We start from the raw sequence: 13,614 nt of genomic DNA, 5'->3' as shown, positions 1-13,614 counted from the left end.
TAAAATGCGCGAAAATCCAAGTCGTGCTTTTGTTAAAATATTTCTAACAAGATTAGGAGGATATTATGTACAAGATTCAAGAAGCGGAAATGCTCGCGAATAATATCTACCGTATGGTAGTAGAAGCACCGCGAGTAGCACAGCACTGCCTCCCTGGACAGTTTGTTATTGTCAAGGCAGATGAAGAAGGAGAAAGAATTCCTCTGACCATTTGTGATTACGATAGAGAAGCAGGAACTATCACCATCGTATTCATGCCGATCGGAGAATCTACCAAAAAAATGAAAGATCTCAAAGCGGGAGATGCTTTCATGGATTTCGTAGGACCTCTGGGGCAGCCGTCCGAGTTCTGCAGCGAAGATATCGAAGAACTGAAGAAAAAACGGATCGTATTCGTAGCCGGCGGTGTTGGAACTGCACCGGTTTACCCGCAGTTAAAATGGCTGCATGAGCATGGAATCACTGCTGACGCCATTGTCGGAGCAAAGACAAAAGATCTCGTTATTCTCGAGAAAGAAATGTCTGCTGTCAGCAATCTGTACATAACCACAGACGATGGTTCTTACGTAAGAAAAGGTATGGGTACCGATGTACTCCGCGACCTTGTACAGAACCAGGGCAAACAGTATGATGTCTGTGTTGCCATCGGACCGATGATCATGATGAAATTCGTATGTCTTCTGACAAAAGAACTGAACATCCCGACCGTTGTAAGCATGAACCCGATCATGGTAGACGGAACCGGTATGTGCGGTGCCTGTCGTCTAATGGTAGGCAATGAAGTAAAATTTGCCTGCGTAGACGGACCGGAGTTTGACGGTCATCTGGTAGACTTCGACCTGGCTATGAAACGTCAGCAGATGTATAAGACAGAAGAGGGAAGAGCTCTCTTAAGATACCAGGAAGGCGCAACCCATCACGGTGGATGCGGCCAGTGCGGAGGTGACAAATAATGGCAAAGGGATTAAACAGAGTACCGGTACGTGAGCAGGAGCCGAAGGTACGTGCCACAAATTTTGACGAGGTATGTCTTGGATACAACAAAGACGAAGCAGTAGAAGAAGCACAGCGCTGCCTGGGCTGTAAAAATGCAAAATGTATCACAGGATGCCCGGTTAATATCAACATTCCGGCATTCATTGCACAGGTAAAAGAGGGAAACTTCGAGGAAGCATACAAAATTATCGGTGAGTCCAGTGCACTCCCGGCAGTCTGCGGCCGTGTATGTCCGCAGGAGAGCCAGTGCGAGGGCAAATGTGTCCGCGGAATCAAAGGCGACGCTGTTTCCATCGGCAAACTGGAGCGTTTCGTTGCTGACTGGGCAAAAGAAAACGGTATCAAACCGGTTCCGGCAGCAGAGAAAAACGGCCACAAGATCGCGGTTATCGGTTCCGGCCCTGCAGGTCTTACCTGCGCAGGAGACCTTGCAAAACTTGGCTACGATGTAACCATCTTCGAGGCACTTCACAAAGCCGGCGGTGTATTAAGTTACGGTATTCCGGAGTTCCGTCTTCCGAAAGACAAAGTAGTTGCCGCTGAAATCGAGAACGTAAAATCTCTCGGTGTTAAAATTGAGACCAACGTTATCATCGGAAAATCCGTTACCATCGACGAGCTGTTAAAAGACGAAGGATTTGAAGCAGTCTTCATCGGTTCCGGTGCAGGCCTTCCGATGTTCATGGGAATCCCGGGTGAGAACGCAAACGGCGTATTCTCCGCAAACGAGTTCCTGACCAGAAACAACCTGATGAAAGCATTCCGCGATGATTACGATACCCCGATCGCACACGGCAAGAAAGTTGCTGTAGTCGGCGGCGGCAACGTAGCTATGGACGCTGCAAGAACCGCACTTCGTCTCGGCGCAGAGGTACACGTTATTTACCGTCGTTCTGAGGCAGAGCTTCCGGCCCGTGCAGAGGAAGTTCATCATGCAAAAGAGGAAGGTATCATCTTCGACCTTCTGACCAACCCGGTAGAAATTCTGACCGACGACAAAGACTGGGTAACCGGTATCCGCTGCATCCGTATGGAACTTGGCGAGCCGGACGCTTCCGGAAGAAGAAGACCGGTTGAGATTCCAGGATCTGAGTTCGAAATTGAAGTAGACGAAGTTATCATGTCTCTTGGTACTTCCCCGAACCCGCTGATTTCTTCCACCACCTACGGTCTGGATGTCAACAGAAGAAAATGTATCGTAGCTGAGGAAGAAACCGGAAAGACCAGCAAAGAGGGCGTTTACGCCGGCGGTGACGCTGTAACAGGTGCAGCAACCGTTATCCTTGCTATGGGTGCCGGAAAAGCCGGAGCTAAAGGAATTGATGAGTATATCAAAAGCAAAAATGCATAAGGCATTGCTTTTCTAAACTAAAAGCCATATAGACGCGGACAAGAAGTGATCTATATGGCTTTTGGTGTTTTTGACAGATATCCGAAAGGGTTTTAAGATTACAGAATGAAAATTACAGTATTGACAGTAGGAAAAATCAAAGAAAAATATCTGCGGGATGCGATTGCCGAGTATTCGAAGCGCCTCAGCCGCTATGCAAAGCTGGAAATTATCGAGGTGGCGGATGAAAAGACACCGGACAACGCGAGTGAAACCGTAGAGACAAATATCAAAAACAAAGAAGCAGAGCGCCTTCTCAAATATATCCGGGATGACGCTTATCTGATTACATTGGAAATTAAGGGAAAACAGCTCACATCCGAGGAGCTGGCCCAGAAAATAGATACGCTCGGCGTGCAGGGAACGAGCCATATTATTTTTGTGATCGGTGGTTCCTTAGGGCTTGGCGAGGAAGTTCTGAAGCGTTCGAACTATGCGCTCAGTTTTTCGAAAATGACATTTCCGCATCAGTTGATGCGGGTTATTCTGCTGGAACAGATTTACCGGAGCTACCGCATTAACTGCGGGGAGCCATATCATAAATAGCTGCGAATAAGAGAGGTGTGATTGCGATGCGTGAAATGCGTTTAAAAAAGCGGGAGATTACAGATCCTGAAATTTTAAGAGAAATTCTGGAAAGCTGCGAGGTTGTGCGGATCGGGGCGATGGATGAGGAAGGCATGTTTATCGTGCCGATGAATTATGGATATGATGTCCGGGAAGAAGATGGAACTCTTCACGTCTGTCTGTACCTGCATGGGGCAAAAGAAGGGCGGAAGGCGGCTGCATTTGCAGCGGATCCGCGCGTGGCGGTGGAGATGGATTACAACCATGAAGTGATTACAGGTGACTATACGTGTGCGTATTCCTATGCGTACCGCAGTATCATGGGAAACGGAACCATCACGGAGGTGACAGATCCGGAGGTAAAGAAGAAAGGCCTGGAAAAAATCATGGCGCATATCGCACCGGAGGCGAAGATCGCTTTTCTGCCGGAGATGGTGGAGCGCGTTGCCGTATGGCGCATAGACATCGATATATTTACCGGCAAAGAGCGCAGACGAAAATAGAGTGTTCGAAGCTCCGCAGGCTGCAGACGGAAAAAGACAGCAGAAAGGACAGCAGAAATGATTAAAATTGATCTGATTACAGGCTTCCTTGGCTCAGGGAAGACGACTTTTTTGAAACAGTACGCAAAGTATCTGATGGCACAGGGAAAGAACATCGGCATCCTGGAGAATGATTTTGGGGCAGTCAATGTGGATATGCTGCTTCTGCAGGAACTGCGCGGCGATCAGTGCGAGCTGGAGATGATTTCCGGCGGATGCGACAAAGAGACACACCGCAGACGATTCCGCACGAAACTGATCTCGATGGGCATGAGCGGCTACGACCGCATTCTCGTGGAACCGTCGGGGATTTACGATGTGGATGAGTTCTTTGACACGCTGTATGACGAGCCGCTGAACCGCTGGTATGAGGCGGGAAGCGTCATCACGATTCTGGATGCCGGGCTCGATGAGAAGCTGTCGGAGGAAGAAGAGTATCTGCTGGCTTCCGAGGCGGCGAACGCTGGTAAAATCGTGCTGAGCAAAGTACAGAATGTTTCGGAGGAAAAGAAAGAAGAAACGATTGCCCATCTGAACCGCACGCTCGAGCAGGCAGGCTGCAGAAGACAGTTTTCTGATGCAGAAATTTTACAGAAAAACTGGGATGATCTGACAGAGGATGATTTCAAAATGCTCTCCGAATGCAATTACCGTTCGGAGGATTACCGGAAGCTGGATTTCGGCGAGCAGCAGACATTTGATTCGCTCTGCTTTCTGGAGCCGAAGATTACGGAAGAAGCGCTGAAAAAGGCAGCAGAAGCAATCTTTGCGGATTCATCATGCGGCAATGTATTCCGGATCAAAGGAATTGTAAAGACGGGCGAAACTGTGTGGAGCGAAATCAATGCGACGCGGGAACAGATGACATTCCAGGCAGTGCCGGAGAGCCAGGAAGTGCTGATTGTAATCGGCGCGGGGCTTTCGAAAGAGCGGATTAGTGGAATTCTCGGAATTAAGTAAAAAATGGAGCATGACGGAAAGGGGTATTTTCCATCATGCTCCTGCTGGTTTGGCTAAATAGCAGTTACTGTAAAATGCGCTGCCGTTCTGACAGTGTGGGGAACGGAATGATTTTGGAATCCCGTGCATCATCCGGTGTACAAAGAGCAGTCAACGGTTGCGGCTGATTTTCCATGGTCTGGAAGGAGAGAATGCCATCTTTCCATAAAACGACATCATCCGGTGAATGGACGGCAAAATAGCGGTGCAGCACATCGAAAAGAGAGGATGGAACTGCCGCAAGATCGTGCTCGGGATCGCTGGAATATAGAAAGATCCGGCTTCCCGGAAAACGACGGGAATGGATACCGGCAGAGGGAGCGGTAAAATCCGGGTTTTCGGTAAAATATAAGGATCTTTCTGCGGGTCCGGAAAACGGAATAGACAGCGTTGTGGAAACAACTGGCGCTTCTTCTGCAAGGGCTGGCTGCTTCTGAAATTTGCACAGGAATGGGATATTTTGAAAAAATGTATATTTCTTTCTCATAAGACTCACCTTTCAGCCGGAAAAGATCTGGCATTTGGCAGGGTGGATGTTATCGTTTACTTTAATTTTATCTTATCAGAAGTGCAGAAATAACAGGGTTAAACATTTGTAAAAAGCGTGTAAAACATCTTAAAGAGAAAGAAAAGAGAGGGGAAATCATATGGAACAGGAAGTAATGCAGGCCATTCGGGCAGAACTGGAAAGCAATATAGATGCAAAATACCGGGAATTTCACAGCTCTCTTGTTCCGGGACAGAACTGTCGGATTCTTGGTGTCCGCATTCCGGTTTCGCGACGGATTGCAAAAGCGACAGCAAGAGACCATTATGAAGTTTATACCGAACAGTTTAATCCGGAAGTCTACGAGGAGCTTCTGATCCGCGGAATGATGATCGGCTACGGAAAGCTGACCCGTGAAGAACAGACGGCAGAACTGGACCGCTTCGTGCCGATGATCAACAGCTGGGGAATCTGTGACAGCTCCTGTGCAACGTGCCATTTTATGAAGAAAGACCAGGAGTATTGGTATGGATATCTGCAGAAATGGCTGAAAAGCAGCCGGGAATATGAAATCCGGTTTGGTGTTGTGTGTCTGCTGGACTTTTTTATCAACGAAGCGTATATCGATGCTGTGCTGGAGGAGATGAAAAAGATTCATCACGATGGCTATTACGTAAAAATGGCCGTCGCCTGGGCAGTATCGATCTGTTATATTCATTTTCCGGAAAAAACACAGAAACTGCTGAAAGAAAACAGTCTCGATGACTGGACACATAACAAAACAATTCAGAAAATCAGAGAGTCGCTGCGGATCAGCAAAGAAGAAAAAGAGATGCTGAAAACCTGGAAGAGATAAAAAGAAAACCGTATCGCCGCGTTTTGAATATCGCAGCAATACGGTTTTCTTTCTCTTTTTTGAACTTATTCGTCCCATCCCTCAAAAAGCCGGATGTTGACGGCAATATTTCTTGCAATTTCACCTTCGCTTTTCCCGAGATCTGCCACATCCGATACCGGCGGAAAATCAGGTTCTTCTTCCGTCAGTTCCAGAGAGATCCAGTCATAGGCGGAGTGAATGGCATCTTCCAGCGCCTCGTCGAGGGTATCCCCTTTTGCATAGCAGCAGGCGAGATCTGGAAAATAACCTTCGTAGGTTCCCTGTTCGGTTTTATGAAAAACGGCTGGATAAGTAAATTTCATAGTGTTTCTTCCTTCTTCCTTTTCTTTTTCACGGAAATTCTTTTTTATCGTAGCACTTTTTCTCAAAAGATACAATGCCTAAAATACAATTGATCGTATTTGTAATCTATGCTAGAATGAAAAACAGATAATTGGAAAATACAAATGAAACCAAGGGAGGATTTCTCTTTGATAAAAGTAATTTTGTGGGACATCGACGGAACACTTCTGAATTTTAAGATGTCGGAACGATATGCAATTGAGTACTGTTTCAACAAGTTTCATATGGGAACCTGCACGGACGAAATGCTGCAGCGCTACAGCGTGATCAACCGCGGTTACTGGGAGCGGCTGGAGACGGGAGAGCTTACGAGAGAACAGGTGATGCTTGGACGATTCCATGAATTTTTTGAATCGGAAGGACTGCCGACGGATCAGGTAAAGGTATTCAATGATGAATATCAGATCCGCCTCGGCGATAAGGCTTTCTTCTGCGATCACGGAGATGAACTGGTAAAACGGCTGAAAGCTACCGTAAAACAGTATGCAGTAACAAATGGAACCACTGTTGCACAGGAGCGTAAACTCCGCTTTTCCGGGCTTGATCAGCTTCTGGACGGCGTTTTTATCTCGGAACAGGTCGGTGTGGACAAGCCGCAGAAGGCTTTTTTTGATGCGGTATGGAACGAAATCGGAAGTTATGCACCGGATGAGGTTGTGATCGTCGGCGACTCCCTCACAAGTGATATCCGCGGCGGAAAAAATGCAGGAATCCTGACCTGCTGGTACAACCCGGATCATCTTCCGAACAAAATTGAAGTTACACCGGACTGTACCATCGACAATCTTCAGGATATCCTTTCGTATCTGGATGAAAGCAGGTGATTTGCTAATGAGAACACGCGTATTACAGGAAAAAAATTACGCGGAGCGGATGCAGAATGGTGTGGAGCCGTACCTCGCCGCTCATGCAGAAGAATTTTACTGGGAAAGGGAGAGCGGTCATCCGATTCATGTTCTTCGTTACCGCGCATTCCGCCCGAGAGGTGTTGTTGTAATCTCACACGGTTTTACGGAAAATGCAGAGAAATATAAAGAGATCGTGTATTATTTTATCAAAGAGCATTTTCATGTTTATCTGCCGGAACACTGCGGCCACGGAAAGAGCTACCGTCTGGTGGATGATCCGTCGCTTGTTTATGTCGATTCCTACCATCGTTATGTAGAAGATCTGCTCTTTGTTGCACGAAAAGCAAAAGCAGAGGCATGCGGTCTTCCGCTCGTTCTCTATTCTCACTCGATGGGCGGCGGAATCGCAGCAGCAGCGGCCGCCAAAGCGCCGCATCTGTTCCGGAAAGTGGTCTTGAGTTCGCCGATGATCCGTCCGCTGACCGGAAAAGTGCCGTTCGCCGATGCAAAACGGATCGCAGCTTTTGCCTGTGCCACAGAACGAGGCACACAGTATGTGGTAGGACAGAAACCATACCAGGGAATCGAAAGCTTTAAACAAAGTTCGTCCCTCTCCCGTCCGCGCTTTCTCTATTACCAGCAGAAGCGGGAAAAAGAGCCGCTGTATCACCTAAATGCCGCTTCTTACGGATGGCTCCATGCCGCCGCACATCTGTACCGCGATCTGATGCGGAGCGGATGGAAACGGATCGAGGCTCCTGTCCTTTTATTTCAGGCGGAGAACGATCATCTTGTGTCCAACCGTGCCCAGGAGCGGATGATCCGGAAAATGGCAGAACGCCGTCCCGGCATGGCAAAAATGGTAAAAGTACCGGGCGCAAAGCATGAATTGTTTGGAACCAGAGGGCGCATGCTCCAGACGTACTGGAATATGGTATTTGCTTTTTTTGAAAAAGATCTGTAACAAAAGAGAAGGGATGACAAAATGACACAGACAGAAATCGAAGAATATATTACCCAGTTTCCTATCTATCAGTATGCATTTGTAAAACCGGAGGACATCGAATTCAATGACCGGGTCCGCCAGATCTGCAAAAAGGAGTGCTCCCGCTACGGAGCCTCCTGGTCCTGCCCGCCGGCGGTCGGCACTGTTGAAGTCTGTAAGGAGCGTTGCATGAACTACGATCACGTTCTGTTCTTCTCCAGCATCGCAGAAGTGGACAACATCATGGATATGGATGAGACATTAAAAACAAAATCGGAGCACGAAAAAATCACACGCGAAATCGAGCAGCATTTAAAAGACAAAACCCTGCTCACCTTCGCCCTTTCCTCCGATTCCTGCCAGCTCTGTGATAAATGTACCTACCCGAGAGGCGGCTGCCGCCATCTTGAACTGATGCATCCATGCATCGAGAGCCACGGCATCGTTGTTGCAAACCTGATTGAAAAAAACATGATGGATTATTACCTCGGCGAGCATATGGTCATATGGTTCAGCATGATTTTCTATAAAGAATCGTAATCTGTGATGTAATTTTCCATTCTTTCAAACGTATTTATAATAGAGGATTTCGCTGTAAGAAATTCAGAAAATACACAGGAGGGGGAATGAAGCATCTGCGGAGTCTGTTTCCGTCAGCGCTACGGCAGAGCCGGCGAAAAAAGCGACGCCGACCGAAACACCAACACCGACAGCGACTGAGACACCAACTCCAACGGCTGCTCCAACCGAAACGCCGACCCCTGAGCCAACCATAGAAGCTGCGGCGGAAGAAACCGTTGAAACGCAGGCAGCGGAAGAAACGCAGCCGGCAGTGACTGCTGAAGAACCACAGGTAACGGAAGCTCAGATGACGAGAGAAAATGCAGAAGCCCAGGGGTATGAACCCTGCAAAAAATGTTTTTAAAAAAGAGAAATGAAACCCCGCAGCCTGATCGGGCAGGAAACCCCAGCGGCTGTGGGGTATTTTTGTGCTTTTTTCTGCATAAAATAGCGATAGAACAAAAAGCAGACCCGCAAAGCGGAGGAGGTTTTGGATGCGAAAAAAGAAAAAGCAGAAAAAATCACTCCATCCGCCGGGCGGGGAGCTGCTTTCGGCGATGCAGGTTCCGTCAGATCTTGCTTTTGGCGAGCCGGTTGTGACGTTTTACGGCGGGAGAGAAGTGCAGATTGAAAATTTCCGCAGGATTCTGGAATATAATGCGTGCCGCCTCTGTGTGCTTACACAATATGGCAGGCTGCTCCTTGTGGGAGAGGGAATCCGGATTGTTTCGTATTCCGGGGAGGAGATGCGGGTGGAAGGGAGAATCGATCAGGCGACGTTTCAATAAGTGTAATGATTCCAATCATTCCAATGCTGAAAAGGGGGTGTGCGTTTGCAGAGGGGAAAGGTTTTCTGGAAAGGCAGTGTGCGGATTCGTGTGACGGGCCGTGAACCGGAGCGTTTTTTCAATCTGTGCGGGCACCATAACATCACACTGTGGGACGTGACAGAACATCAGGGCTGCTTTGAGATGAGCCTTCTGCCGGAAGATTTTTTCCGCCTCCTGCCGATCCGCCGCAAGAGCGGTGTGCGCATCCGAATACAGAAAAAACAGGGACTGCCTTTCTTTTACCGGCGAAGTTTAAAAAGAAAGGCATTTTTTATTGGTATTTTTCTCTGCCTGGCGGGACTTTACACGCTGTCGCAGTTCATCTGGAATATTCATGTGGAAGGAAATTACGCGAACAGTACGCAGACGATCTTAAACAGCCTTGACGCGGCCGGGATTCATCATGGAAGCTGGAAAAAACGTGTGGACTGCAGCCAGACCGCATCGTATTTGCGGGAGCAGTTTCCGAATCTGACCTGGGTGTCCGCAAAAATAGAAGGGACGCAGCTTGTCCTTGCGGTAAAAGAAAACGTAGACGGCTATGTGATCGAAGAAAAAGCAGATGATCCGCAGAATCTTGTGGCGAAAAAAGAAGGGACGGTCGTGCGTATTATCACACGGAACGGCATTCCGCAGGTGCTCCCCGGTGATACATGTCAAGCGGGAGACATTCTTGTAAAGGGCGAGATTCCGCTTGTGAATGACAGTGGGGAAACGTATGATTATTCTTATGTTCACGCAGACGCGGATATTGACCTTGAGACGACGTGGTACTATTATGATACCTTTCCGCTTTCCCATACGGTACGGACATATCAGAAAGCAGAGAAAAAAACGCCGGTATTCCAGATTTCTGCTTACCGATTTTTCCTTGGAAATCTGCTGCCGGAGAATTTTGTGGAGAGTTTGCGGAGCATGACCGGAACGGCGGATCAGAAAACAGAGAAAAGGGAAAATGGAGCAGACGAGGAAGTGTCCCTTCAGCAGCTTTATCTGACAGAAAACTTTGCCCTTCCGTTTTATTTCGGCTACCGTCAGAAATTTCCTTTTGAAGTTCAGAAAGAAACCTACTCAGAACACGAGGCAAAAGAAAAAGCCTCGCAGAATTATCAGAAATTCCACAGAAATTTATCAGAAAAAGGACTTCAAATATCGGAGAATCATGTTACAATAGAACTTAACGATACGTCATGTATCACAAAAGGGACACTTCGCGTGATAGAACGGGCCGTAGAAGCACAGCCCTGCGAAATGCAGAAGATGTCGGATGGAAAGGAAACAATGGTAGATGAACAGCAATAACAACATGATAGAACTGCAGATGGAACTGCCCATCGAACATGAAAAGAAAGTATTCGGCCAGTTTGATGAACACATCAAAATCCTGGAGAGATCCCTGGCGGTTACGCTGATCTCCCGGGACGGCGTTTTAAAAATTGTGGGCCCGGCATCGAATGCAGCGCGCGCAAAGGAATGTCTGACACAGCTTCTGGAGCTCTCACGCCGCGGAAATGATATCAACACACAGAACGTCAATTATGCAATCTCACTTGTTATGGAGGACAGCGGAAGCAGCCTTGCTGAAATCGACAGTGACTGCATCTGCCACACGGTCGCAGGCCGTCCGGTCAAACCGAAAACACTCGGTCAGAAAGCGTACGTGGATGCGATCCGGGAAAAGATGATCGTCTTCGGCGTCGGCCCTGCCGGAACCGGAAAAACGTACCTTGCGATGGCGATGGCGATCACGGCATTCCGAAACGATGAGGTAGGCCGTATTATCCTGACGCGTCCGGCGATTGAGGCGGGTGAAAAACTCGGTTTCCTGCCTGGCGACCTGCAGAGTAAAATTGACCCGTATCTGCGGCCGCTCTACGACGCGCTGTATCAGATCATGGGAGCAGAGAGCTTCCAGAAAAACATGGAAAAAGGCCTGATTGAGGTTGCGCCGCTCGCGTACATGCGAGGCCGTACGCTCGACAATGCGTTTATTATCCTTGATGAGGCACAGAATACGACACCGGCGCAGATGAAGATGTTCCTGACCCGTATCGGTTTCGGTTCCAAAGTCATTGTAACCGGAGATGCCTCTCAGAAGGACCTTCCTTCCGGTACACGCTCCGGCCTTGATGTGGCAATGCAGGTACTGAAAAAAGTAGACGGAATTTCCTTCTGCGAGCTGACGAGCAAGGACGTTGTCCGTCATCCGCTGGTGCAGAAGATTGTACAGGCTTACGATGAATATGAAAAGAAAGCAAAGCCGGAAAATCACAGCGGCAGAGCAAAAAGTACGACGAGAAAACGGAGGGAAAATAAATGACACTGACGTTTGAAAATGAACAGGATTTTGACCTTGGATTTGATCCGGAAGAGGTTGCAGCAGCGGTAATCAATGGTGTGCTGGATCAGGAAGCGTGCCCGTATGAGGCAGAAGTAGAACTGATTCTGACTGATCCGGAAAATATCCGCACCATGAACCGGGAACACAGAAACATTGACCGGGAGACAGACGTGCTTTCTTTCCCGATGGTAGATTATCCTTCTCCGGCTTCGTTCGATTTTCTGGAGACGGAAGAGGGAGATGACTGTTTTAACCCGGACAGCGGTGAGCTGATGCTGGGTGATATTGTGATTTCTGTTGCGCGCGCAAGAGCGCAGGCGGAGGAATACGGTCATTCTTTAAGACGCGAATTTGCTTTTCTTGTTGCACACAGTATGCTGCATCTTCTGGGTTATGATCATATGACACCGGAGGAAGCAGCCGTGATGGAGGCAAAGCAGGAAGAGGTGCTGCAGCGTCTCGGTATCACAAGAGACTGATTGAAAGAAGAAAAGGAGGGGTCTTTATCAAAAAGAGAGGGTTTTACACATTGGGGATTGCTCTGCTGGGAAGCATGATGCTGTTCGGATGCCGGAAAATTGGGGAAACGGCACCGGAAACTGCATCGGCAGGAACTTCTTATGTCTCAGAAGAGACAGCAGGGGAAAGCAAGACAGAAACGAAAGCTACGGAACCACCGGCCCCGACCGAAGATCCGGCACCGGAACCGCTGGTTCCGGAAGCGATTGAGCCGACACCCGCGGAGGATGCGCTGCCGGAAGGTATGGTGAAAAGTTATCTGACAGGAGAACCTGTCGCCGAAGTACAGGGAAGAAGGCGCCCGGTGGCGGTTATGCTGAGCAATATCATCAGCGCCTGCCCGCAGAGCGGTATCAGCCGTGCGGGAGTGATCTATGAAGCGCCGGTCGAAGGCGGCATTACGCGCCTGATGGGGCTGTTTGAAAACTATGATGATCTCGAAAAGATCGGATCGGTGCGGAGTTGCCGCGAATATTATGTGTATCTGGCAGCGGGATTTGACGCTCTGTATTACCACTATGGACAGGCGGCGTATGCGATTCCGCTGCTCGAATCGGATCACATAGACAATGTGAATGGCATGGAGTATTCGGAACAGGTGTATTACCGGACGTCGGATCGTCCGTCGCCGCACAATGCGTATTTGGATGCGGCCGGGATTGCAGCGGGAATCGATCTCTGCGGCTACCGGACATCTTACAAAGACGGTTATGACGGATTTTTCCAGTTTGCATCCGAGACAGAACCGGAAACGCTGGAACAGGGACGAAATGCCGCCTATGTGGCACCGGGCGGATATTTCCACAATAATCCATGGTTTTCGTACGATGAGGCGAGCGGCACGTATTTGCGTTATCAGTTCGGGGAACCGCAGATCGATGAGATGACACAGGAACAGCTTGCGGTGAAGAACATTATCGTGCAGTACTGTTCCTGGAAAAAGTATGATGACAATGCGGAATATCTCGATATTGATGTGGTAAACGGCGGAATGGGAACGTATATCACAAGCGGAAAGGCCATCGACGTGACATGGAGCAAGGATGATCCGTGGGGTGTCACAAAGTACCGGGACAGCAATGGAGAGGAGATTAAACTGAATCTTGGAAAAACATGGGTTCTGATTGTTTTAGATAATTATGCAGATGAGACTGAAATCCGGTGATAAAGCTGGATTTCAGGATTTTTCTCAGATCGGCTGGACAGATCCTGTGTTTTGCGGTAAGATAAAAAGAAAATCCGGTCATTTAACCGAATCAAGCAAGTCCCTCGCTTCTAAAGCGGTGGGATGAATTGTTAAAAGAAACAT

General features: G+C 48.5%; 16 protein-coding genes. 14 read left to right on the top strand and 2 right to left on the bottom strand.

The window, feature by feature from the left end:
* The first annotated feature begins 65 nt into the window (after positions 1–65).
* The 5 genes from DWX32_RS09380 (at position 66) to DWX32_RS09360 (ending at position 4,455) form a co-directional block, all read left to right on the top strand.
* Complete coding sequence (locus DWX32_RS09380) at positions 66–953, top strand: sulfide/dihydroorotate dehydrogenase-like FAD/NAD-binding protein (protein ID WP_055217977.1); 888 nt, start codon at positions 66–68, stop codon at positions 951–953.
* The gene (gltA, locus tag DWX32_RS09375; RefSeq protein WP_022462566.1) at positions 953–2,347 is read left to right on the top strand and encodes an NADPH-dependent glutamate synthase; all 1,395 of its coding nucleotides are present in this window, start codon (positions 953–955) and stop codon (positions 2,345–2,347) included. Before DWX32_RS09380 ends, gltA begins: the two co-directional genes overlap by 1 nt.
* 105 nt (positions 2,348–2,452) lie before the next feature.
* Positions 2,453–2,932: a 23S rRNA (pseudouridine(1915)-N(3))-methyltransferase RlmH gene (rlmH, locus tag DWX32_RS09370; protein ID WP_117508974.1), complete on the top strand. Its 480-nt coding sequence runs from the start codon at positions 2,453–2,455 to the stop codon at positions 2,930–2,932.
* A 26-nt stretch (positions 2,933–2,958) separates the two neighbouring features.
* The gene (locus tag DWX32_RS09365) at positions 2,959–3,456 is read left to right on the top strand and encodes a pyridoxamine 5'-phosphate oxidase family protein (protein ID WP_117812764.1); all 498 of its coding nucleotides are present in this window, start codon (positions 2,959–2,961) and stop codon (positions 3,454–3,456) included.
* Positions 3,457–3,513: 57 nt separating this feature from the next.
* The gene (locus DWX32_RS09360; RefSeq protein ID WP_117812765.1) at positions 3,514–4,455 is read left to right on the top strand and encodes a GTP-binding protein; all 942 of its coding nucleotides are present in this window, start codon (positions 3,514–3,516) and stop codon (positions 4,453–4,455) included.
* A gap of 64 nt (positions 4,456–4,519) precedes the next feature.
* Here DWX32_RS09360 and DWX32_RS09355 read toward each other — a convergent pair whose 3' ends face one another.
* Positions 4,520–4,981 (bottom strand): hypothetical protein, encoded by a 462-nt coding sequence (locus DWX32_RS09355; protein ID WP_117812766.1) that lies wholly within the window; start codon positions 4,979–4,981, stop codon positions 4,520–4,522.
* 160 nt (positions 4,982–5,141) lie between these two features.
* Between DWX32_RS09355 and DWX32_RS09350 the strand changes: the two genes are divergently transcribed.
* Positions 5,142–5,837, top strand: coding sequence for a DNA alkylation repair protein (locus tag DWX32_RS09350; protein ID WP_022462562.1), 696 nt, complete (start codon positions 5,142–5,144; stop codon positions 5,835–5,837).
* Between the two features lie 65 nt (positions 5,838–5,902).
* Here the strand turns inward: DWX32_RS09350 and DWX32_RS09345 are convergent, their stop codons facing one another.
* Positions 5,903–6,181, bottom strand: coding sequence for a type II toxin-antitoxin system HicB family antitoxin (locus DWX32_RS09345; RefSeq protein ID WP_055228190.1), 279 nt, complete (start codon positions 6,179–6,181; stop codon positions 5,903–5,905).
* A 168-nt stretch (positions 6,182–6,349) separates the two neighbouring features.
* On the opposite strand from DWX32_RS09345, the gene DWX32_RS09340 reads away from it, so the two are divergent.
* The 8 genes from DWX32_RS09340 (at position 6,350) to DWX32_RS09305 (ending at position 13,470) form a co-directional block, all read left to right on the top strand.
* On the top strand, positions 6,350–7,045 hold the full coding sequence (locus tag DWX32_RS09340) for a YjjG family noncanonical pyrimidine nucleotidase (RefSeq protein WP_158564995.1): 696 nt from the start codon (positions 6,350–6,352) through the stop codon (positions 7,043–7,045).
* Between the two features lie 7 nt (positions 7,046–7,052).
* Complete coding sequence (locus DWX32_RS09335) at positions 7,053–8,033, top strand: alpha/beta fold hydrolase (protein ID WP_118594418.1); 981 nt, start codon at positions 7,053–7,055, stop codon at positions 8,031–8,033.
* A gap of 21 nt (positions 8,034–8,054) precedes the next feature.
* Positions 8,055–8,594 (top strand): DUF2284 domain-containing protein, encoded by a 540-nt coding sequence (locus DWX32_RS09330; protein ID WP_055217961.1) that lies wholly within the window; start codon positions 8,055–8,057, stop codon positions 8,592–8,594.
* A 515-nt stretch (positions 8,595–9,109) separates the two neighbouring features.
* Entirely contained in the window at positions 9,110–9,403 is a 294-nt protein-coding gene (locus DWX32_RS09325; RefSeq protein WP_055267857.1) for a YabP/YqfC family sporulation protein, read from the top strand.
* 45 nt (positions 9,404–9,448) lie between these two features.
* Positions 9,449–10,747 carry a sporulation protein YqfD gene (locus tag DWX32_RS09320; protein ID WP_055267859.1) on the top strand — a complete coding sequence of 433 codons (1,299 nt, stop codon included), beginning with the start codon at positions 9,449–9,451 and terminating at the stop codon, positions 10,745–10,747.
* Positions 10,734–11,765: a PhoH family protein gene (locus tag DWX32_RS09315; protein ID WP_055267861.1), complete on the top strand. Its 1,032-nt coding sequence runs from the start codon at positions 10,734–10,736 to the stop codon at positions 11,763–11,765. The genes DWX32_RS09320 and DWX32_RS09315 overlap by 14 nt, the downstream gene beginning before the upstream one ends.
* Positions 11,762–12,265 carry an rRNA maturation RNase YbeY gene (ybeY, locus tag DWX32_RS09310; protein ID WP_055228185.1) on the top strand — a complete coding sequence of 168 codons (504 nt, stop codon included), beginning with the start codon at positions 11,762–11,764 and terminating at the stop codon, positions 12,263–12,265. Before DWX32_RS09315 ends, ybeY begins: the two co-directional genes overlap by 4 nt.
* 50 nt (positions 12,266–12,315) lie before the next feature.
* Positions 12,316–13,470 (top strand): DUF3048 domain-containing protein, encoded by a 1,155-nt coding sequence (locus tag DWX32_RS09305; RefSeq protein ID WP_055267863.1) that lies wholly within the window; start codon positions 12,316–12,318, stop codon positions 13,468–13,470.
* Positions 13,471–13,614 lie beyond the last annotated feature (144 nt).

The sequence above is a fragment of the Blautia sp. AF19-13LB genome (assembly GCF_003479105.1).
In the GTDB taxonomy this organism is placed as follows: Bacteria; Bacillota; Clostridia; order Lachnospirales; family Lachnospiraceae; genus Fusicatenibacter; species Fusicatenibacter saccharivorans.
Note: the sequence above shows the minus strand (reverse complement) of the source record. Positions and strands in the feature narration are given on the sequence as shown.

Excerpts from the sequence above, each read along its gene's own strand:
- DWX32_RS09380 (WP_055217977.1), top strand. The coding sequence starts at position 66 with ATGTACAAGATTCAAGAAGCGGAAATGCTCGCGAATAATATCTACCGT.
- gltA (WP_022462566.1), top strand. The coding sequence starts at position 953 with ATGGCAAAGGGATTAAACAGAGTACCGGTACGTGAGCAGGAGCCGAAG.
- rlmH (WP_117508974.1), top strand. The coding sequence starts at position 2,453 with ATGAAAATTACAGTATTGACAGTAGGAAAAATCAAAGAAAAATATCTG.
- DWX32_RS09365 (WP_117812764.1), top strand. The coding sequence starts at position 2,959 with ATGCGTGAAATGCGTTTAAAAAAGCGGGAGATTACAGATCCTGAAATT.
- DWX32_RS09360 (WP_117812765.1), top strand. The coding sequence starts at position 3,514 with ATGATTAAAATTGATCTGATTACAGGCTTCCTTGGCTCAGGGAAGACG.
- DWX32_RS09355 (WP_117812766.1), bottom strand. The coding sequence starts at position 4,981 with ATGAGAAAGAAATATACATTTTTTCAAAATATCCCATTCCTGTGCAAA.
- DWX32_RS09350 (WP_022462562.1), top strand. The coding sequence starts at position 5,142 with ATGGAACAGGAAGTAATGCAGGCCATTCGGGCAGAACTGGAAAGCAAT.
- DWX32_RS09345 (WP_055228190.1), bottom strand. The coding sequence starts at position 6,181 with ATGAAATTTACTTATCCAGCCGTTTTTCATAAAACCGAACAGGGAACC.
- DWX32_RS09335 (WP_118594418.1), top strand. The coding sequence starts at position 7,053 with ATGAGAACACGCGTATTACAGGAAAAAAATTACGCGGAGCGGATGCAG.
- DWX32_RS09330 (WP_055217961.1), top strand. The coding sequence starts at position 8,055 with ATGACACAGACAGAAATCGAAGAATATATTACCCAGTTTCCTATCTAT.
- DWX32_RS09325 (WP_055267857.1), top strand. The coding sequence starts at position 9,110 with ATGCGAAAAAAGAAAAAGCAGAAAAAATCACTCCATCCGCCGGGCGGG.
- DWX32_RS09315 (WP_055267861.1), top strand. The coding sequence starts at position 10,734 with ATGAACAGCAATAACAACATGATAGAACTGCAGATGGAACTGCCCATC.
- ybeY (WP_055228185.1), top strand. The coding sequence starts at position 11,762 with ATGACACTGACGTTTGAAAATGAACAGGATTTTGACCTTGGATTTGAT.